19 protein-coding genes are annotated in these 18,338 nt (G+C 61.6%); 10 read left to right on the top strand and 9 right to left on the bottom strand.

All coding sequences use genetic code 11. The features are described from left to right. Window position 1 precedes the first annotated feature (1 nt). Window positions 2–1,621: a GGDEF domain-containing protein gene (locus K6M89_RS20860; RefSeq protein ID WP_097583079.1), complete on the top strand. Its 1,620-nt coding sequence runs from the start codon at window positions 2–4 to the stop codon at window positions 1,619–1,621. A gap of 51 nt (window positions 1,622–1,672) precedes the next feature. Here the strand turns inward: K6M89_RS20860 and K6M89_RS20865 are convergent, their stop codons facing one another. The 3 genes from K6M89_RS20865 to K6M89_RS20875 form a co-directional block, all read right to left on the bottom strand. Continuing rightward, window positions 1,673–2,497: a lytic murein transglycosylase gene (locus K6M89_RS20865; RefSeq protein ID WP_222140812.1), complete on the bottom strand. Its 825-nt coding sequence runs from the start codon at window positions 2,495–2,497 to the stop codon at window positions 1,673–1,675. Window positions 2,498–2,665: 168 nt separating this feature from the next. Continuing rightward, on the bottom strand, window positions 2,666–3,700 hold the full coding sequence (locus K6M89_RS20870) for an aspartate-semialdehyde dehydrogenase (protein WP_222140813.1): 1,035 nt from the start codon (window positions 3,698–3,700) through the stop codon (window positions 2,666–2,668). 112 nt (window positions 3,701–3,812) lie between these two features. After that, on the bottom strand, window positions 3,813–4,043 hold the full coding sequence (locus K6M89_RS20875) for a hypothetical protein (RefSeq protein ID WP_222140814.1): 231 nt from the start codon (window positions 4,041–4,043) through the stop codon (window positions 3,813–3,815). A 68-nt stretch (window positions 4,044–4,111) separates the two neighbouring features. Between K6M89_RS20875 and K6M89_RS20880 the strand changes: the two genes are divergently transcribed. From K6M89_RS20880 to K6M89_RS20900, 5 genes are all read left to right on the top strand, one after another. Further along, complete coding sequence (locus tag K6M89_RS20880; RefSeq protein WP_222140815.1) at window positions 4,112–5,866, top strand: alkaline phosphatase; 1,755 nt, start codon at window positions 4,112–4,114, stop codon at window positions 5,864–5,866. A gap of 93 nt (window positions 5,867–5,959) precedes the next feature. Next, on the top strand, window positions 5,960–6,421 hold the full coding sequence (locus K6M89_RS20885) for a hypothetical protein (protein ID WP_222140816.1): 462 nt from the start codon (window positions 5,960–5,962) through the stop codon (window positions 6,419–6,421). A gap of 7 nt (window positions 6,422–6,428) precedes the next feature. Next, window positions 6,429–7,121, top strand: coding sequence for an ABC transporter ATP-binding protein (locus K6M89_RS20890; protein ID WP_222140817.1), 693 nt, complete (start codon window positions 6,429–6,431; stop codon window positions 7,119–7,121). Further along, window positions 7,118–8,428 carry an ABC transporter permease gene (locus K6M89_RS20895; RefSeq protein ID WP_222140818.1) on the top strand — a complete coding sequence of 437 codons (1,311 nt, stop codon included), beginning with the start codon at window positions 7,118–7,120 and terminating at the stop codon, window positions 8,426–8,428. The genes K6M89_RS20890 and K6M89_RS20895 overlap by 4 nt, the downstream gene beginning before the upstream one ends. Before the next feature lie 214 nt (window positions 8,429–8,642). Continuing rightward, window positions 8,643–10,529: an MFS transporter gene (locus K6M89_RS20900; RefSeq protein WP_222140819.1), complete on the top strand. Its 1,887-nt coding sequence runs from the start codon at window positions 8,643–8,645 to the stop codon at window positions 10,527–10,529. A 43-nt stretch (window positions 10,530–10,572) separates the two neighbouring features. Here the strand turns inward: K6M89_RS20900 and lpxE are convergent, their stop codons facing one another. After that, window positions 10,573–11,325 carry a lipid A 1-phosphatase LpxE gene (lpxE, locus tag K6M89_RS20905; RefSeq protein ID WP_222140820.1) on the bottom strand — a complete coding sequence of 251 codons (753 nt, stop codon included), beginning with the start codon at window positions 11,323–11,325 and terminating at the stop codon, window positions 10,573–10,575. A 251-nt stretch (window positions 11,326–11,576) separates the two neighbouring features. Next, window positions 11,577–12,689: a 3-isopropylmalate dehydrogenase gene (gene leuB / locus K6M89_RS20910; RefSeq protein WP_222140821.1), complete on the bottom strand. Its 1,113-nt coding sequence runs from the start codon at window positions 12,687–12,689 to the stop codon at window positions 11,577–11,579. A 167-nt stretch (window positions 12,690–12,856) separates the two neighbouring features. Between leuB and K6M89_RS20915 the strand changes: the two genes are divergently transcribed. Continuing rightward, window positions 12,857–13,789 (top strand): pyridoxal-phosphate dependent enzyme, encoded by a 933-nt coding sequence (locus K6M89_RS20915; RefSeq protein WP_222140822.1) that lies wholly within the window; start codon window positions 12,857–12,859, stop codon window positions 13,787–13,789. 144 nt (window positions 13,790–13,933) lie between these two features. Here the strand turns inward: K6M89_RS20915 and leuD are convergent, their stop codons facing one another. From leuD to K6M89_RS20930, 3 genes are all read right to left on the bottom strand, one after another. Further along, entirely contained in the window at window positions 13,934–14,542 is a 609-nt protein-coding gene (gene leuD, locus K6M89_RS20920) for a 3-isopropylmalate dehydratase small subunit (protein WP_183917647.1), read from the bottom strand. Window positions 14,543–14,778: 236 nt separating this feature from the next. Further along, the gene (locus K6M89_RS20925; protein WP_097583104.1) at window positions 14,779–15,201 is read right to left on the bottom strand and encodes a VOC family protein; all 423 of its coding nucleotides are present in this window, start codon (window positions 15,199–15,201) and stop codon (window positions 14,779–14,781) included. A 108-nt stretch (window positions 15,202–15,309) separates the two neighbouring features. Continuing rightward, complete coding sequence (locus tag K6M89_RS20930) at window positions 15,310–15,543, bottom strand: hypothetical protein (RefSeq protein WP_097583106.1); 234 nt, start codon at window positions 15,541–15,543, stop codon at window positions 15,310–15,312. Window positions 15,544–15,656: 113 nt separating this feature from the next. Here K6M89_RS20930 and K6M89_RS20935 point away from each other — a divergent pair, with 113 nt between their 5' ends. Both K6M89_RS20935 and K6M89_RS20940 read left to right on the top strand, forming a co-directional pair. Next, window positions 15,657–16,562, top strand: coding sequence for an HpcH/HpaI aldolase/citrate lyase family protein (locus K6M89_RS20935; RefSeq protein WP_097583108.1), 906 nt, complete (start codon window positions 15,657–15,659; stop codon window positions 16,560–16,562). Then, a complete protein-coding gene (locus K6M89_RS20940; RefSeq protein WP_097583110.1) occupies window positions 16,562–16,768 on the top strand; it encodes a DUF1737 domain-containing protein in 207 nt (68 codons plus the stop codon). The genes K6M89_RS20935 and K6M89_RS20940 overlap by 1 nt, the downstream gene beginning before the upstream one ends. Window positions 16,769–16,790: 22 nt before the next feature. On the opposite strand, the gene K6M89_RS20945 is transcribed toward K6M89_RS20940, so the two are convergent. Then, the gene (locus K6M89_RS20945; protein ID WP_008528622.1) at window positions 16,791–17,228 is read right to left on the bottom strand and encodes a metallopeptidase family protein; all 438 of its coding nucleotides are present in this window, start codon (window positions 17,226–17,228) and stop codon (window positions 16,791–16,793) included. Between the two features lie 163 nt (window positions 17,229–17,391). Between K6M89_RS20945 and K6M89_RS31145 the strand changes: the two genes are divergently transcribed. Continuing rightward, window positions 17,392–18,336 carry an ImuA family protein gene (locus K6M89_RS31145; RefSeq protein WP_246642585.1) on the top strand — a complete coding sequence of 315 codons (945 nt, stop codon included), beginning with the start codon at window positions 17,392–17,394 and terminating at the stop codon, window positions 18,334–18,336. The last annotated feature ends 2 nt before the right edge of the window (window positions 18,337–18,338 follow it).

Below are 18,338 nucleotides of genomic sequence, written 5' to 3' on the forward strand. Positions count from 1 at the left end.
GATGAAGTTCGAAACCATCAAAAAGGTTATTCTGGCGGCCATCATGCTGCCCTTCGTCTTCATGCTCATTGAGGGCGTCGTCGTTATCCGGACTTCGCTGACGCAATACTGGAACCTCGAGAAAGACCGGCAGTTCGCCGACGTGCTTGCCCGCGGCGGGTCCATCGCCGCCACGGAAATCCTGAGTGAAATCGGCGCCACGCGCCGCTATCTCGCCCATCCCAGCAGTAGGACCGCGATCGAAATGCAGCGCAGTCGGGCGACGCTCGACGACGAACGCCTGGCTTTTCACGCCAGCCTGCCTTCCCGCGATGCGCTCGACGAAGGGCTCGTGGACGAATTGTCGGCTCTCAGCCTCGCCTATAGCCGCATCGTCGCCGCCCGAAGCGCCGTCGACCAAGGTCGTTATGCCGGCAGCGATCCCGGTGCCATCTACTGGTACGCGGCTCTCAAGCAGCTTGCCGTCGTCGATGCGCTCTCCCCGCTGATCAACGATCCGGTGCTGCTCGAGAAATCCAACCAGCTGATGGGCATCATGCTGACCTACTACGGCGAAAGGCTGATCACCGGGATCGGCACGCGTTACCTCGACCGCGGCCCTTCCGTCAGATTTCCGGTGGAGCTGTTCGTGCAGGGAAAAGTGATGATCGGCGAGGGTATGGATCACATGGTCTTCCATTCCGCGACGTCGATCGAGCGCGATATCGTCGGCTATCTCGGTCGCAGCAGCCAGGTGAAGGCGAATGCCATCACCGATGCGATACTCGCCGGATCGCGGCCGACGCGCACAATACGTGACGTCTGGGCCACGGCGCAGAACGAACGGATGAGTTTCCTGCAGCAGAAGATGATCGAAGCCGCCCGAGATATTCACGACACCGGCGAGAACTTTTCGACGCGTTCGCACCTGCATTTGACGCGGATCCTGGCGCTGTGCGCTGGTCTGCTGATCCTCGCCACCTTGGTGATGATGCTGGCGGCAAGGGGTCTGCGCCTGATCGACCGGCTGACGCTGGATCGCGAGGCGCTGGTGGCGGAATTGCGCAACGCCGCCCAGACCGACCTCTTGACCGGCCTCTACAACAGGCGCGGCTTCGAGGTCGCCGCATCGGCGCTTCTCACCCAGGCCGAACACGGATCGCGCTGGATATCCGTCGTGCTGTTCGATCTCGATCATTTCAAGAAGATCAACGATGTCAACGGTCATGATGCCGGCGACGCCGTGCTTCGCCATGTCGCGGGCATCGCGCGCGAGAATTTCCGCTCCTTCGATCTGCTGGTGCGCCACGGCGGCGAGGAATTCCTGGCGCTTCTGCCCGATTCGACGCCGGACGACGCTGCCATCGTCGCCGAGCGGGTGCGGCTGGCGATCGAGATGGCGGAAATCCCTTTACCGAGCGGCGAGCTGCTCAAGGTGACGGCGAGTTTCGGATGCGCCGGCCGGGCAAACGACGGCGCAAGCCGGAACTTCGAGGATCTTGTCAAACGCGCAGATCTGGCGCTTTACGCCGCCAAGGCCTCCGGCCGCAACTGCGTCGTTTCGGGGCCGGTCGTACCGGCTCCGCCGCAGGAGGAGCGCCGCAAGACGGCCTCCGGCGGTGGTTTCGATTCCCGCCTATGAAAAACGCCGCATCTTGCAGCGGCGTTTCGGGGGATCGTTGTCTATGCAGGCCTATCTGCCGCCGTCGATCTGCTGGCCGATATAGGCAATCGCCTGCTGATAGACGCTGGCGGCGTTCCAGCCCTGGATGGCAGCGAAATTCGGCTCTCCCGGCTGATAGCCGGCGCCGGCCCGCCAGCCGTGGCCCTTGAGAAAATTGGCGGTCGAGGCCAGCGCATCGGCTCGGGAACCGACCATGTCGACACGGCCGTCGCCGTCGCCGTCGGCGCCGAAACGCACGACGTTCCTCGGCAGGAACTGCGTCTGGCCGATTTCACCGTGGGCGGCACCCTTGGCCTGCGGGCTCAGATAGCCCTCCGAGACGAGCTGGAGCGCGGCATAGAGCTGGTCGGTAAAATATTCCGAACGACGGCAGTCATAGGCAAGGGTCGAAACAGCCGACAGCGTATGCTGGTTGCCCATATAGCTGCCAAAACCGGTCTCCATGCCCCAGATGGCGATTAGCGGGCCGGCGGGAACGCCGAAGCGACGCTCGAGCGAGGCAAAAAGCGCCTGGTTGGCCGCCTTCATCGAACGGCCGCGGGAGATGACGGCGGCACCACCGCGCTTCTGCATGAAGGCGTCGAAGGAGAGCTTGAAGCTTTTCTGGCCGCGGTCGGCGGCGATCGTCGGCTTGTTGTAGTTGACGTTGGCGAAGGCGCGGCTGAGCACCGACTGGCTGACGCCGTTTGCGGCTGCCGTCTGTTTGAAATCGGCGACCCAGGCGTCGAAGCCGGCGCTGGTATTGCCGCATTCTGGTCCTTGCGCGAACGCCGGTACCGCATGGAGAAGGCCCATTGCCGCAGCGGCCGCCAGAAACAACTTTGTCATGCGCATTGAGAAACCCCACTCTCGATCTGCATAGCTTTCAGGCGGGCAAGAGGATGCCAGCCACTCGCGATTTTGTCACGACCACCTTTTAGCGATCGCTTATACAGTTGTATTTGCCCGGAAAAGCCCCGCTCAGCGAGCAGGGCTTTAACATCTTATGGTTTACAAATGGTATCAGGCTGCCTGCTTGCGTGGCTTGACCAGGCCGCGATTGACGAGCAGCTCGGCGATCTGGATGGCGTTCAGCGCTGCGCCCTTGCGCAGGTTGTCGGAAACCACCCACATATTGAGGCCGTTTTCGACCGTCGCGTCCTCGCGGATACGCGAGATGTAGGTCGCATCTTCGCCGGCGGATTCATAGGGCGTGATGTAGCCGCCGTTCTCGCGCTTGTCGATGACGAGGCAGCCCGGGGCGTCGCGCAGGATGTCGCGGGCCTGGTCGGCGGTGATCTCGTTTTCGAACTCGATGTTGACCGATTCCGAATGGCCGATGAAGACGGGCACGCGCACGGCCGTGCAGGTCACCTTGATCTTCGGGTCGAGCATCTTCTTCGTCTCGGCCAGCACCTTCCACTCTTCCTTGGTATAGCCGTCTTCCATGAAGCTATCGATGTGCGGGATGACGTTGAAGGCGATGCGCTTGGTGAACTTCTTGTTCTCGATCGGATCGGCGACGAAGACGGCGCGTGTCTGGTTGAAGAGTTCGTCCATGCCGTCCTTGCCGGCGCCGGAGACGGACTGGTAGGTCGAGACGACGACGCGCTTGATCTTGGCGAAGTCGTGCAGCGGCTTCAGCGCCACCACCAGCTGGGCGGTCGAGCAATTCGGGTTGGCGATGATGTTGCGCTTGGTGAACTGGCTGATGGCATCCGGGTTCACTTCCGGCACGATCAGCGGCACGTCGGCGTCGTAGCGCCAGGCCGAGGAATTGTCGATAACAACGCAGCCCTGCTGGCCGATCTTCGGCGAGAACTTCTTGGAAACCTCGCCGCCGGCCGACATCAGGCAGATGTCGGTGTCGGAGAAATCGTAGTTCTCCAGATTGGAGACCTTCAATGTCCGGTCACCATAGGACACCTCGGTGCCCTGCGAACGCGCCGAGGCGAGCGCCACGACCTCATCGGCGGGGAAGCCTCGTTCGGCGAGGATGTTGAGCATCTCCCGGCCGACATTTCCGGTCGCTCCCGCAATTGCTACTTTGAAACCCATTTCTCAAGCTCTCTTTCTCTTCTCTCCTCTGGTCCGGTGAGGGGGAAAGGCGCGACGGATCGCGTCTTCCTGTCCCCAGCCGAGCCGGGGAGAGAGCGGCAGGCCAGAGACGTCAGACGGTTTTCGTCGTCGTTTTGGCCTTGGTTTTGGCAGAAACCGGAACGGCAATATCCACCCCGGCAACCTGTGCCCGGTCATCGCATGCGGCAATGGCGTGTTCGTCGCGAACCATGGAGATTCCTTTTCCGCTGTTGCTCTTAGAAGGTTTTCCATAGGAGTCAAGGTTTTTGCGCCGATAGCTGCCAGGCGGAAGGAGCGGTGTCGTCCTGCGGCGGCTTGTCATGCCGCTGTCATCACCCAGGGGTATCCCGACCCGGTTGTTAATATCTGCAACGAAAACGGGGGTTTTCCATGCGCATGCTTCTCGCCGCCTTTGCGGCCACCACCATTCTCGCTGGCGCCGCCCAGGCAACGACGGTCTACCCGCTTGATCGCGCGACGATCCTTGTCGGTTCGCCGTTCGACTTCAAGGTCGAGCTCAACAAGCAGGTCAAGCCCGAAGACGTGAAGATCACGGTCAACGGCCAGGATTACAAGACCGTCCTCGGAGGCGAGGCTCAGTTCGTCGAATTGGAAAAGGGCAAGGAAGACAAGGCCCTCGGCTCCGCTCTGCTGCTGCGCGGCCTGAAGATTTCCGCTCCGGGCGACTACAAGGTCGAGGTCTCTGCCGGCGACGAAACGAAGTCGGTCACCTGGAACGTTTACGAAACCGCCGGTCAGCCGAAGGCCAAGAACATCATCTTCCTGCTCGGCGACGGCCTTTCCGTCGCCCATCGCACTGCCGCCCGCATCATGTCCAAGGGCATGACCGAAGGCAAAGCGAATGGCCGCCTGAACATGGACGATCTCGATCATATGGCTTTCATCGGCACGTCGTCGACGAATGCCGTCGCCACGGACTCGGCCAACACCATGTCGGCTTTCATGACCGGCCACAAGACGGCCGTCAACGCCCTCGGCGTTTATGCGGACCGTACGCCCGCTCCGCTCGACGACCCGCGTGTTGAAACCATTGGGGAAGCCGTTCGCCGCACGACCAAGAAGTCGATCGGTATCGTCGCGACCTCCGAAATCGAGGACGCAACGCCGGCTGCGGTCGTTTCCCACACCCGCAGCCGCAACGACAAGGCCGACATCGTCGGCATGCTCCTCGAGGTCAAGCCCGAAGTCATCCTCGGCGGTGGCTCGGCCTATTTCCTCGGCAAGGAAGTCGCCGGTTCCAAGCGCAAGGACAATCAGGACTACATCAAGCTGTTCCAGGATGCCGGCTACAAGCTTGCGACCGATAAGAACGAGCTTGCAGCCAATGCGTCGACTGACGGCAATCTCCTCGGTCTCTTCCACACCGGCAACATGGACGTCACGCTCGATCGCGAATTCCTGAAGAAGGGCACCGTCGACAAGTTTCCGAACCAGCCGGGTCTCGTCGACATGACCAAGGTTGCGCTCGACCGCCTCTCCAAGAATCCTGACGGTTTCTTCCTGATGGTCGAAGGCTCCTCGATCGACAAGATGTCGCATCCGCTCGATTGGGATCGCGCCGTCATCGACACCATCGAATTCGACAAGGCGATCGGCGTTGCCCGCGAATTCCAGAACGCGCATCCGGATACGCTGATCGTCGTCACCGGCGACCACACGCATGGCGTTTCGATCATCGGCACCGTCGATGACGAGAAGCCGGGCACGGAAATGCGCGAAAAGGTCGGCACCTATGCCGAAGCCGGCTTCCCGAACTACAAGGACGAAAACGGCGACGGTTACCCCGACAAGGTCGACGTCAGCCGCCGCCTGTTCCTCAGCGCCAATAACGGCCCCGACCATTACGAAACCTTCCGTCCGAAGCTCGACGGTCCGTTCGTTCCGGCTGTCCAGAACGAAAAGAAGGAATATGTCGCCAACGAACAGTACAAGGATGTTCCGGGCGCGGTCCTCGTTCAGGGCAATCTGCCGAAGACCAGCGAGAGCGGCGTCCATGCTGTTGACGACGTCGTTCTGCAGTCGGCCGGTCCGGGCGCCGAAGGCTTCCATGGTTACATGGAACAGAGCGACGTCTATCGCGTGCTCGCCGATACCTTCGCCCTCGGCGCCAAGCAAACGAACTGATCTCTAGACGCAAGGCCGCTTGCCGGCCTTGCGTCTTTCGTCGATCATGGTCCCGGCCGTTCAGCGGCCGGGATTTGTTTCCTGGAGGTCGCCATGGACATATTCTCTTCGCTGCATCTCAGCCGCCGCCGGCTGATCGGCGCTGCCGTTGCGCTCCCCTTCACCGCTCACGCTGTTCGTGCCGCCGTCGCTTTGCTCTCCTTCGACGAGCTCTATGGCAAGTTCGGCGTGCTGGGCCTTGAGTTCTCCGATAAGGTCAAGCGTCTCGCAGGCCAGGAGATCAGCATGAAGGGCTTCATGGCGCCGCCGCTGAAGGCCGAGGCGCAGTTCTTCGTGCTCACCGAAGTGCCGATGTCGCTCTGCCCCTTCTGCTCTTCCGATGCGGACTGGCCTGATAATATCGTCGTCGTCTATCTCGGGGAGAAGCAGACCTTCGTGCAGCCGCGCCAGACGATCGAAGTGCGCGGCACTCTGGAATATGGTTCCTGGACGGATCCGGAAACCGGCTTCGTCAGCCTGCTGCGCATCCGCCAGGCCGAATATTTCGCCGTGTGAACCCGACATGCTCGCGCTCGATGTCGAAAACCTTGATGTCACCTTCCCGGGGCTCGCCTCGCCGGCGCTGGCGATCGGCCGCCTGTCGATCGATGCCGGCAGCAGGGTTGTCATCACCGGGGCGTCCGGCTCCGGAAAGAGCACCTTCGTCAATATCGTCGCCGGGCTGGAGCGGGCTCGCCAGGGCCGCATCCGCTGGAACGGCGAGGATATTGCCGGCTTCTCGGAAAGCCGGCGCGACCGGTTCCGCGCCGCCAATATCGGCTTGGTCATGCAGGAATTCTATCTTTTCCCAGGCCTGTCGGCACTTGAAAACGTGCTCCTGCCCGCCCGGCTTGCCGGCGCCGCCACGGCCGCCGTCATCGAGCGGGCGCATGCGCTTTTGAACACGGTCGGTCTTTCCCGTCCCGGCCAGAAGATCGAGACCATGTCGCGCGGCGAGATGCAGCGCGTGGCGATCGCCCGCGCGCTGCTGCGCAAACCCGGCGTCATCATCGCCGACGAGCCGACCGCAAGCCTCGACGCCGAAAGCGGCGAGGCCGTCGGCGATCTCATCCTCGATCTTGCCGTTGCCGAAGGCAGCACGCTGATCATCGTTTCGCACGACCAGCGCCTCGCGGGCCGCCTCGACCGACGCATCACCTTCGGCTCCGGCCGGATCAGAGAGGATTCTGCTGCGGCGGCGGGGGAAGCAGCATGATCCGCTTCATTCTTGTCGATCTTCGCCGCCTCTGGGCCGGGTCGCTGGTCGTCGTGCTGCTGGTGGCGCTGGCGACCGCGCTCGGCGTTTGCGTCGTCCTGCAGGAGCGGGCGCTTCGGCTCGGCAGCGCGCGCGCCGCCGACAAGTTCGATCTCGTCATCGGCGCCGGCGGCAGCGAGACACAGCTCGTACTCTCCTCCGTCTTCCTGCAGCCTTCGCCCCTGCCGCTGATGCCGGGCGAGGTGTTGGCCAAGCTTGCCGCCGATCCCCGTGTCGACTGGGCCGCGCCGATCGGCTTCGGCGATTCCTTCTCCGGCTATCCGATCGTCGGGACGACGGTAACGCTAGCGGAGAAGCTGTCCGGCGGCTTTGCCGAGGGCAAGGTTTTCGCACATGAGGGAGAGGCGGTGATCGGCTCCGCAGTCAAGCTGCCGCTCGGCGGTGAAATCAAGCCGATGCATGGTTCGGCCGAAGAAGGCGGCGAGACCCATACCGAACTCGACTATCATGTTGCCGGCCGCCTGCGGCCGACGGGGACCGCCTGGGATCGGGCCATTCTGGTTCCGATCCAGGCCGTCTGGCATATCCATGGCATGGAGGGGCATGAGCATGCGGAGGAGGGCGCCGGGCACAATGATGAGGCGGCGTCCGCCACGGCTACCGCTGAACACGGTCACGAGCATAAGGAAGCCGGCGATCATCACGATGGGCATGAGCATCACGGCGAGGCCGATCCGGATGCCGCGCTCAACGAGAACTGGACTGCGGACACTCCCGGCCTTCCTGCTATTCTCGTCAAGCCGAAGACCATCGCCGATGCCTACAAGCTGCGGCAGGACTACCGCAGCGGCAATACGGTCGCCGTCTTTCCCGGCGAGGTGCTGACCAGTCTCTACGCCACGCTCGGTAACGCCAAGCAGATCCTCGTCGCGGTCGCCGCCGGGGCGCAAACTCTCGTCGCCGCCTCGCTGGTGCTGGTCACGGTCATCCATATCGGCCAGCGCCGCCGCCAGATCGGCGCGCTGAGAGCCTTCGGCGCCCCGCGCGGCGCGATCTTCGGCATCGTCTGGCTGGAATTCTTCTTCCTAGTGGCGGTCGGCATCGGGCTCGGATTCGCCGTCGGTTATGCTGCGGCGCTGACTTTGTCCGGCCTATTCTCCGAGACGAGCGGTATCGCCATGCCGGTCGGCTTCGCCCGTGAAGACGCCGGGCTTGCGGCGGCACTGCTCGCCTTTGCCGCAATTCTTGCCGCTCTGCCGGCGGTGCTCGCCTATCGGCAATCCCCGGCGCAGGCGCTGAGAGCGTAACGGTTCAGATCGCAAACCGCAGTCAAACTTCCTTCCAACGGAGCGCGATGCGTGCGACAAAGCGCCCTGCTGTTAGACTAAAGTCATAATCCCAAAGCATCCCTCTTTTTGATCTGCCGTTTCTGGCACACTCCCGTCAGGCGTGTCGCGGCCAGGGGTATGCTTGAGGAGAGTAGGCCGCGCGCGTTGCTCATCACTCTGTGGAGGACAGACAATGGCAAATGTCGCAAGCATCGACGGCGCGAAGGCCGGTCCGATGACCGGCGAGGAGAAGAAGGTCATCTTCGCCTCTTCGCTCGGTACGGTTTTCGAATGGTATGATTTCTATCTTTACGGTTCGCTCGCCACCTATATCGGCGCAACCTACTTCACCCAATATCCCGAGGCGACGCGTAACATCTTTACGCTGCTCGCCTTTGCCGCCGGCTTCCTAGTGCGTCCCTTCGGCGCGCTGGTATTCGGCCGTCTCGGCGATCTTGTCGGCCGCAAATACACCTTCCTGGTGACGATCCTGATCATGGGTATGTCGACCTTCCTCGTCGGCATTCTGCCGGGTGCCGCCAGCATCGGCATTGCAGCCCCGATCATCCTGATCGGCTTGCGCCTGCTGCAGGGCCTGGCGCTCGGCGGTGAATATGGCGGTGCGGCAACCTATGTCGCCGAACATGCGCCGAACGGGCGCCGCGGCTATTTCACTTCCTGGATCCAGACCACGGCGACGCTCGGCCTGTTCCTGTCGCTGATCGTTATCATCCTGGTTCAGTCGCTGATGGGGCCGGTTCAATTCGCCGCCTGGGGTTGGCGTATTCCGTTCCTTGTCTCGGTCGTCCTGCTCGGTATTTCCGTCTGGATTCGCCTGAAGATGAACGAGTCGCCCGCATTCCAGCGCATGAAGGCGGAAGGCAAAGGCTCCAAGGCGCCGCTGACCGAAGCTTTCGGCCAATGGCGCAACGCCAAGATCGCGATCATCGCGCTTCTCGGCGCGACGATGGGCCAGGCGGTCGTCTGGTACGGCGGCCAGTTCTATGCACTGTTCTTCCTGCAGAACGTGCTGAAGGTGGATCTGCAATCGGCCAACATCATGGTCGCCATCTCGCTTCTGCTTGGAACGCCGTTCTTCGTCATCTTCGGCGGGCTCTCCGACAGGATCGGCCGCAAGCCGATCATCATGGCCGGTCTTCTCATCGCCGCGGTGACCTATAATCCGCTTTTCAAGGCGATGACCTGGACGGCAAACCCGGCGCTTGCCGAAGCGCAGGCCTCGATCCGCGCGACGGTCACGGCCGATCCGACGGACTGCAAGTTCCAGTTCAACCCGACGGGCACGGCGAAATTCACCAGCTCTTGTGACGTGGCGACGGCGTTCCTGACGAAGAACTCGGTGCCTTATGACGTCGTGGCCGGCCCTGCCGGACAACCGGCGACGGTGAAGGTGGGTAACGCGACGGTGCCGAGCTTCGACGCCGCTGCTGCCGGCGACAAGGCGAAGGGCATGACTGCCGCCTTCGAAAAGAGCATCAACATCGCGCTTCACGATGCCGGCTATCCGCTGAAACGCGGCGTCGCCAAGGTGCCGGATGCCAAGCTCGATGCCTTCATCGCCGCCAATCCGGAACTGGCGCTCAATGCCGAAGCTATCCGCGCCGGCGAGAAGGAAACCATGCCGGCGGCCAAGCTGGTCGAAGGCAAGCTGCTGACGGCGGATGAGGCCAATGGCGTCACCGACATGGCGGTCTACAACATCGCCAATGGCGGCACCTTCGCCATGACCGCCGATCCCGCCCGCGTCAACTGGATCGGCACGGTCGCCATCCTGTTCGTCCTTGTCCTCTATGTGACGATGGTCTACGGCCCGATTGCGGCACTTCTGGTCGAGCTGTTCCCGACCCGCATCCGCTATACCGGCATGTCGCTGCCCTATCACATCGGTAATGGCTGGTTCGGCGGCTTGCTGCCGGCGACGGCCTTCGCGATGAGCGCTGCGGCGGGCGATATCTATTACGGTCTCTGGTATCCGATCGTCTTTGCGGCGATCACCCTGGTGATCGGCCTGATCTTCCTGCCGGAAACGAAGAACAGGGATATCCACGCAATGGATTGATGACGCGCGCGCGTCTCCAGGAGTTCGAGAAACGGCCCGGCGCTCACAAGGCGCCGGGCTTTTCCATATCAGGGAAAAGGCGCTTGGCGAGCGGCCAGCCATCCGGCGCCAGTTTGAAGAGCAACCCGCAGCGGGCAAAGACGATCGCCATCAACAGCGAGAACCAGGCGCCGAAGGCAAGGCCGGCGATGACATCGCTCGGATAATGGGCTCCGACCATGACACGCGTCATGCCGAGCCAGATGGCGCAGGCGACGAAGGCAACGCGGTATCGCGGAAAAAGAAGCGCGAAGGCCGCGAAGAAAGCGCCGACCGTGGTGGAATGGCCGGAGGGAAAGCTTTCGAAAGCGGAATGGCCCGAAAAGGGCGTGAAAGAAAACATCCCGTAATCGTGGAAGTGATCGGGGCGAGCCCTTCCGATCGCCCGCTTCAGGAGATTGGCGAGAAGCCCAGAGAAAACGACCGTGGTGAAGAGATAGGCGCCGATCCAGCTGACATAGAGTGCCTGCGCCCTGGAGCGCGCCGTCTTCAAGAGCTTGTAGCCTGCCCTGCCCTGAAAGAAGAGCAGGATGCTGGTAAGGATCAGCCAGGCAGAATCGCCGAAACCGGTCAGGAGCTCGCCAAGCTGCTTCACCGGCGCGGGAGGTTCGCTGGCGCCGATCGGCGCATCGAAGAGCAGCATGGAAAGGATAACGGCGTTGATGGTGATGAAGAGACAAGCCTGCCAGCGCAAAGGCGGCATGGCAGCGTCGCTCCGGCGCCAGCGCCTGTCCAGGGAAGTCCAAAATGCCCGCATTTAGTCGTCCGTTCAAAATAGCCTTCGAGCGCGGCGCGTCCGACAGGCGCTCTATCACTTTGTGGCGCATAAACCGGAAATTCATCCGACGGCTGAGTATGCGCTCGTGAAATCCGGCGCAAAAATACACGAGATTATGGCCAAGGATAGCCCGTTTTGGCTAATTCGACTGAACCGCGGATTGTTCATCGATGAAAAAAGCCCTCCGCATGCGCAATGCGAAGGGCGGGAACTGTTTCACGTGAAATATATCAGGCGGAAAGCGCCTTGAACTCGGCAAGGATCGCATCGCCCATCTCGACGGTACCGACCTGCCTTGCGCCATCGGCCATGATGTCGCCGGTGCGGATGCCCTTGTCGAGCACGTTGGCAATCGCCTTTTCCAGGTCGTCGGCTTCCTTCACCAGATTGAAGGAGTAACGCAGGCACATGGCGAAGGAGGCGATCATGGCGATCGGATTGGCGATGCCCTTGCCGGCAATATCGGGGGCCGAACCGTGCACCGGCTCGTAGAGCGCCTTGCGCTTGCCAGTCTTGCCGTCCGGCGCGCCGAGCGAGGCCGAGGGCAGCATGCCGAGCGAGCCGGTCAGCATGGCGGCGACGTCGGAGAGCATGTCGCCGAAGAGATTGTCGGTGACGATGACATCGAACTGCTTCGGCTGGCGCACCAGCTGCATCCCGCCGGCATCGGCGAGCATATGTTCGAGCTGGACGTCGGAATATTTCGCCTTATGCGTCTCGGTCACCACCTGGTTCCAGAGCACGCCCGACTTCATGACGTTGCGCTTTTCCATCGAGCAGACGCGGTTCTGCCGCGTGCGGGCCATTTCGAAGGCGACGCCGGCGATGCGCTCGATCTCGTAAGTATCGTAGACCTGCGTGTCGATGCCGCGCTTCTGGCCGTTGCCGAGGTCGATGATTTCCTTCGGCTCGCCGAAATAGACGCCGCCGGTCAGCTCGCGGATGATCAGGATATCGAGGCCTTCGACCAGCTCCGGCTTCAGCGAGGAGGCCGAGGCGAGGGCCGGATAGCAGATGGCGGGACGCAGGTTCGCGAAGAGCTGCAGATCCTTGCGCAGGCGAAGCAGGCCGGCTTCCGGACGCACTTCATACGGCACGCTATCCCATTTCGGGCCGCCGACGGCGCCGAACAGAACGGCATCGGCGGCCAGCGCCTTCTGCATGTCGGCTTCCGAGATCGCCGCGCCATGGGCATCATAGGCAGAGCCGCCGACAAGGCCTTCGTCGGTGACAAAACCGGCATTCATCGCCTCGTTCATATAGGCGATGATCTTGCGGACCTCGCCCATGGCCTCGGGACCGATGCCGTCACCCGGCAGCAGGAAAAGATTGCGCGCTGTCATGAAGCCCTCCTGGAAAAACAATCTGCGGCTTCTTAGACCCCGGAAATGGGCATTTCAAGCGAGAGAAGGCCTGAATCGGTACGCTTCACCGCCGGCCGCAATGGTTGCTCCTGGACCGGCAAACGGATTAGAACGGTCGCCACCCTTTTATTTCCCGGATTTCTCCCATGGCTTTTGCACCTCTCCATCTCGACACGCCGCTGGTTCGGACCGCCCCCGACTACAGCGCCAGCGGCAAGCCGCTCTGGCTGAAGCTCGATGCGCTGCAGCCCTCCGGCAGCTTCAAGCTGCGCGGCGTCGGCCGGCTTTGCCAGCACGAGGTGGAAAATGGCGCGCGCGAGATCTTCTGCGCTTCCGGCGGCAATGCCGGCATTGCCGCGGCCTATGCCGGCCGGGCGCTCGGTGTGCCGGTCACGATCGTCGTGCCGGAGACGACGGCCGCCGATGTGCGGCAGACGATTGCCGCTACCGGCGCCAATGTCCTCGTGCACGGCGCCGTTTTCGACGAAGCCAATGCCCACGCGGTCGAACTCGCCCGAAGCCGCAAGGCAAGCTATGTGCATCCTTTCGATCATCCACTTCTGTGGGATGGTCATGCGACGCTGATCGACGAGGTGGTGATGAGGGGTGCGGAATTCGACTGCGTCGTCACCAGCGTCGGCGGCGGCGGGCTGCTTGCCGGCATTGTCGAGGGGCTGAAGCGAAACGGGCTGCCCGACGTGCCTGTGATTGCCGTCGAAACCGAAGGGGCGGCTTCGCTGCATGAAAGCCTCAAGGCAAATGAGCGCATTACCCTGCCTGCCATCACTTCGATCGCCACATCGCTCGGCGCGCGGCAGGTGGCCCAGCATGTCTTCGAACTGCCGAAACGGCATCCGATCGAAAGTGTTCTCGTCAGCGATGCCGATGCCGTTGCCGCCTGCCTGAAGTTTGCCGATGCTCAGCGCATTCTGGTCGAGCCGGCCTGCGGTGCCGCCCTTGCTGTTGCCGACGTGCATGCCGGGCTGCTTGCGCGCTTCGACAATCCGCTGATCGAAGTCTGCGGCGGCATCGGCGTGTCGCTGGAAAAGCTGAGGCTCTGGAGAGAGCGGTTTCTCTGATCTCTAAGCGCGTTCTTTCGGATTCGCTCCTTGCGCTTTAGGTTCTTTGTTGCCGCAAACCGCTGCACACTTTTGCGCGAGATGCTTGGACCAAAGAAAAAGCCGGGCGAAAGCCCGGCTTGATCGATCGGCATTCGTTCGGGCTTAAGCGGCCCAAGGATGCGAAGCGGCGTTCTTCTTTTCGAACTCGTCGATCGCCTTGCCCTTTTCCAGCGTCAGGCCGATATCGTCGAGGCCGTTCAGCAGGCAGTGGCGCTTGAACTCGTCGAGATCGAATTTGATCGAGCCGCCGTCGGGACCGGTGATTTCGAGGTTTTCCAGGTCGATGGTCAGGATGGCGTTGGAGCCGCGCGAGGCGTCGTCCATCAGCTTGTCGAGATTTTCCTGGCTGACCTTGATCGGCAGGATGCCGTTCTTGAAGCAGTTATTGTAGAAAATGTCGGCGAAGCTGGTGGAGATCACGCAGCGGATGCCGAAATCGAGCAGCGCCCAGGGCGCGTGTTCGCGCGAGGAACCGCAGCCGAAATTGTCGCCGGCGACCAGGATCTTGGCATCACGATAGGCCGGCTTGTTCAGCACGAAATCGGGATTTTCCGAGCCGTCTTCGTTATAACGGGCTTCGGCGAAAAGGCCGGTGCCGAGGCCGGTGCGCTTGATCGTCTTCAGATAATCCTTCGGAATGATCATGTCGGTGTCGATGTTGACGACCGGCAGGGGCGCCGCAACGCCCGTGAGCTTCACGAATTTATCCATGACCAATGCTCCATTTCAGCAAATGTACTTTCCTGAATGTGCATCTAGTCCAGTTTTCCGCCGAAATGAAGGAGAATCTTTCTAAAGCGCGTCGCGATCTTTCAGATTCGCTGCTTGCGCTTTAGGTCTTTGTTTTGACGCATGTCGTTATCGCAAAACCGCGATACACTTTTGCGCGACATGCTCTAAATGGCGGCCGCGCGACGTTTCGCGCGGCCGCGCGCGCTCATGTCCTGTTATTTGGTCGGGGCATTCAGGCCCCAAAGCACGCCGAAAGGATCGCGAAGCTGGCCGTAGCGGTCGCCCCAGAACATCAGTTCGATCGGCATGACGACTTCGGCGCCGGCGGCCACCGCGCGCTCCCACCAGAAATCGATATCGTCGATGACCAGCTGGATGGCGAAGCCTTCATGGCCTTTGAAGGGATGGCCGTATTCGGGATAGGCATCCGCCAGCATGAGGGAGCTGCCATTGATATAGAGATGAATATGCATGGTGCGGCCGCTCTCATCGACCGGCACCCGATGCGCCTCTTCGGCGCCGAAGGCCTTCTTGTAGAATTCCGCGGCTTTCACCGCGCCGTCGACCGTCAGATAGGGCAGCAGGCCATTCTTGACCGGCGGCATTTTAACCGGATTGTTTTCCGTCGTCGTATCCATGCTCGTCCTCCATCGTGTTCAACCGCCGGCTGAGCGCCTGGCTGCTTCAAAGACGTATCATGGACGCATGATCCGACAATGTCGGTCAGTTTTTTTGAGCGACGCGGCTTAGAGATCGATGATCGTGCCGCGACCGTCGTTCCAGATGCGCATCTCGCGTTGGCCGTTGTTTGCCTTGGCGCGGATCGGAGCGGGCTTCATCTTCATCGAAAGGGCGCGGCCGACCATGAGCACGGTCAGGATGCCGCCGACGGCAAGCGTCACCGAAAAGGTGAGAAGCAGCATGGCGACAAAAACGGTGGCGCCGGCAAGCATGAAGAAGATGGAGCGAATGTTCTGCATGGGTTTGATACCTTTCTACAGAAAGGAATGTGGTCCTTCTTTTTTCTCTCTGCAAGGCAAGCATGGCTTTTTGTTGTCTTGCCGGGCTTTGTGAAGCTTGGCACTAATGAGTGATGAGCCGAACCATACCTCTCCGTTCCCTGCATCTGCGCCGCTCGGTGCTGAGCGTGCCCGCCATCAATCTCCGGGCGCTTGAAAAGAGCCATTCCCTTGATTGCGATGCGGTTATTTTCGACCTGGAGGATTCCGTCGCGCCCGAGAAGAAGGAGCAGGCGCGGGAAAATCTGCGCGCCTTTTTTGCCGGCCCGCCACTTGCGGGCAAGGAAAGGATCATCCGCATCAATTCTTTGTCATCCGGATTCGGAGCAGCGGACTTCGATCTGGTCAAGGCGCTTTTGCCCGACGCCGTTCTCCTGCCGAAGGTGGACGAGCCTGGCGATGTCACTGATATCAGCGATCTGCTTGCCGATCCGGATGCGCCGGAGGCGCTGCGCATCTGGGCGATGATCGAGACGCCGCGCGGCGTGATGAATGTCGGAGCGATCGCCGAAGCCGGCCGCACGCCGGGCTCACGGCTCGATTGCCTCGTTGTCGGCCTCAACGATCTGCGCAAGGAAACGGGCGTGCTTCCCCAGCCGGGACGGAACTATCTCGTGCCGTGGCTGATGCAGGTCGTCCTTGCGGTCAGGGCCAATGGGCTCGAGGCGATCGACAGCGTCTTCAACGATTTTAAGGATGCCGAAGGCTTCGACGCCGAATGCGGCCAGGGCCGCGCCATGGGTTTTGCCGGCAAGATGCTGATTCATCCCTCGCAGATCGAAGTTGCCAACCGGCATTTCGGTCCGAGTGCGGAGGAGATTGCGGAAGCCGAGGCGGTCATATCAGCTTTTGCCGATCCTGACGCCAGGGGCCTCAACGTCATCAATGCCAACGGACGGATGATCGAACGGCTGCATCTTGTCCAGGCCGAGGCTCTGGTTCATAAAGCTCGCCTGATTTCTGCAAGAAAGCCCGCCTGATGAAACTCTACCGCTTCCTGACCGGTCCCGACGACGCGTCCTTCTGCCACAAGGTCACCGCCGCCCTCAACAAGGGCTGGTCGCTGGAGGGTTCGCCGAGCTATGCCTTCAATGCCGCAACCGGCGCGATGCAGTGCGGCCAGGCCGTCGTCAAGACCGTCGAAGGCAAGGATTACGATCCGGAGATGAAACTCTCCGAGCAGTAAGACTTAATTCCAGGATAGACGCCTAACGCTCCGCGGCTTCCTCGGCGCTGGCCTCGATCCGCTCCATATCATCGTCGCTCAGCCCGAAATGGTGGCCGATCTCGTGGATCAGCACGTGGGTGATGATATCGCCGAGCGTCTCGTCATTCTCCGCCCAGTAATCGAGAATGGGGCGCCGGTAGAGGCGGATGCGGTTCGGCATCTCGCCGGTTTCCACCGTGAAACGTTCGGAAATGCCCCTGCCCTCGAAAAGGCCGAGCAGATCGAAAGGGGTTTCCAGCGCCATGTCCTCGAAGACGTCGTCATCGGGGAAATCCTCGATCTCGATCGTGAGATTGGTCGTCAGCTGGCGGAATTCATCCGGAAGATGGCTGTAGGCCTCCATGGCCAGCGACTCGAAGGTGCTGATCGTCGGCGCATGGCGGTCCCGCCAATCATCGCTCTGGTCTATGCGGGCCATGAATATTCCTTCCTTTGCGGGCCCATATAGAACCTTTATTGCCGATTTTCGAGTGCGGAATCAAAGGCAGGAATAAATTCATAGAAAATGATTGTTGACTCTTCATTAGCTCTCTGGAATCTATAAGAACATAACAGGAACAAGACGGATCGGAGTGAACGCCATGGCGCAGAACGCCCTGGCGCGCGAGCGGCTTTTTGCGCTCCGCGAAACCATTGCCAGACTGGAAGGAAAGCCCGCGCCGGCATTTGCGGCCGCGGAGCGGGAAGCTTTGGCGGAAGGACGCAAGACGCGCCAGGAGCGCATTCTGCCATCCCTGCCGTTCGGGGTGGAGCTTCTCGATCGGGCGCTGGAGGGCGGCCTGCCCCTCGATGCGATTACCGAATTCCGTTCCGCGCTGTCTCGCGATGCCGGCGCGGCAAGCGGACTGGCGATGGCTGTTGCCGCGCGGCTGCAGAAACAGGAATCGGATGGCGGCAGGCTTATGCCGTTGCTCTGGATCGGCGATGCAGTCGGTACGCTGGAGGCCGGCCGTCCCTATGCTCCCGGGCTTCGGGATTTCGGGTTGAGCCCTGAGCGATTTCTCCATGCCGCGCCGCGCAAGCTGGACGAAGCGCTCTGGCTGGCGGAGACGGCGGTGGAAAGCGCTGCTTTTTCGGCCGTCATCCTCGAAGTGCGGGGCAACCCTGCGCATTTCGGCCTGACCGAAAGTCGCAGGCTCAGTCTCAGGGCGCATGCTGCCCGCCGTCCGCTCTTTCTCGTGCGGCAGGCAGGGGTGGAGGAGGCCAGCAGTGCCGCCTTGCGCCTGCATGTCGAGCCGGGACCGTCTGGTCTGCGGCCGTTGCCGGATGGATCGAAGCTTGCCGGCAGCATCGGCAATCCGATTTTCCGTCTCACGCTGGAGAAGAGCCGCAATCCGGCCCCGCTCTCCTTTCTCCTGGAGTGGAGCCCCCATGAACGCGAATTTTTCCCTGTCACCGAACCAAACCTCATTCGTCCTCCAGGCGAACAGTCAGCGCATTCTGGCGCTCAGCTTCCCGCATCTGCCAACCGACCGTATCGCCCGCAGGCGATGGAGGCCCTCCTGGCGTTCGAAAGAGCGTCCTGAGG

Origin of the sequence: Rhizobium croatiense (genome assembly GCF_019793465.1) — a bacterium.
GTDB lineage: Bacteria > Pseudomonadota > Alphaproteobacteria > Rhizobiales > Rhizobiaceae > Rhizobium > Rhizobium croatiense.

Coding starts and splice junctions, on each gene's coding strand:
- K6M89_RS20935 (WP_097583108.1), top strand. CDS start 15,657: ATGAGCCGAACCATACCTCTCCGTTCCCTGCATCTGCGCCGCTCGGTG.
- K6M89_RS20880 (WP_222140815.1), top strand. CDS start 4,112: ATGCGCATGCTTCTCGCCGCCTTTGCGGCCACCACCATTCTCGCTGGC.
- leuD (WP_183917647.1), bottom strand. CDS start 14,542: ATGGATAAATTCGTGAAGCTCACGGGCGTTGCGGCGCCCCTGCCGGTC.
- K6M89_RS20915 (WP_222140822.1), top strand. CDS start 12,857: ATGGCTTTTGCACCTCTCCATCTCGACACGCCGCTGGTTCGGACCGCC.
- K6M89_RS20885 (WP_222140816.1), top strand. CDS start 5,960: ATGGACATATTCTCTTCGCTGCATCTCAGCCGCCGCCGGCTGATCGGC.
- K6M89_RS20940 (WP_097583110.1), top strand. CDS start 16,562: ATGAAACTCTACCGCTTCCTGACCGGTCCCGACGACGCGTCCTTCTGC.
- K6M89_RS31145 (WP_246642585.1), top strand. CDS start 17,392: ATGGCGCAGAACGCCCTGGCGCGCGAGCGGCTTTTTGCGCTCCGCGAA.
- K6M89_RS20945 (WP_008528622.1), bottom strand. CDS start 17,228: ATGGCCCGCATAGACCAGAGCGATGATTGGCGGGACCGCCATGCGCCG.
- K6M89_RS20875 (WP_222140814.1), bottom strand. CDS start 4,043: ATGACAAGCCGCCGCAGGACGACACCGCTCCTTCCGCCTGGCAGCTAT.
- K6M89_RS20900 (WP_222140819.1), top strand. CDS start 8,643: ATGGCAAATGTCGCAAGCATCGACGGCGCGAAGGCCGGTCCGATGACC.
- K6M89_RS20895 (WP_222140818.1), top strand. CDS start 7,118: ATGATCCGCTTCATTCTTGTCGATCTTCGCCGCCTCTGGGCCGGGTCG.
- K6M89_RS20925 (WP_097583104.1), bottom strand. CDS start 15,201: ATGGATACGACGACGGAAAACAATCCGGTTAAAATGCCGCCGGTCAAG.
- K6M89_RS20890 (WP_222140817.1), top strand. CDS start 6,429: ATGCTCGCGCTCGATGTCGAAAACCTTGATGTCACCTTCCCGGGGCTC.
- K6M89_RS20860 (WP_097583079.1), top strand. CDS start 2: ATGAAGTTCGAAACCATCAAAAAGGTTATTCTGGCGGCCATCATGCTG.
- K6M89_RS20865 (WP_222140812.1), bottom strand. CDS start 2,497: ATGCGCATGACAAAGTTGTTTCTGGCGGCCGCTGCGGCAATGGGCCTT.
- K6M89_RS20930 (WP_097583106.1), bottom strand. CDS start 15,543: ATGCAGAACATTCGCTCCATCTTCTTCATGCTTGCCGGCGCCACCGTT.
- leuB (WP_222140821.1), bottom strand. CDS start 12,689: ATGACAGCGCGCAATCTTTTCCTGCTGCCGGGTGACGGCATCGGTCCC.
- K6M89_RS20870 (WP_222140813.1), bottom strand. CDS start 3,700: ATGGGTTTCAAAGTAGCAATTGCGGGAGCGACCGGAAATGTCGGCCGG.
- lpxE (WP_222140820.1), bottom strand. CDS start 11,325: ATGCGGGCATTTTGGACTTCCCTGGACAGGCGCTGGCGCCGGAGCGAC.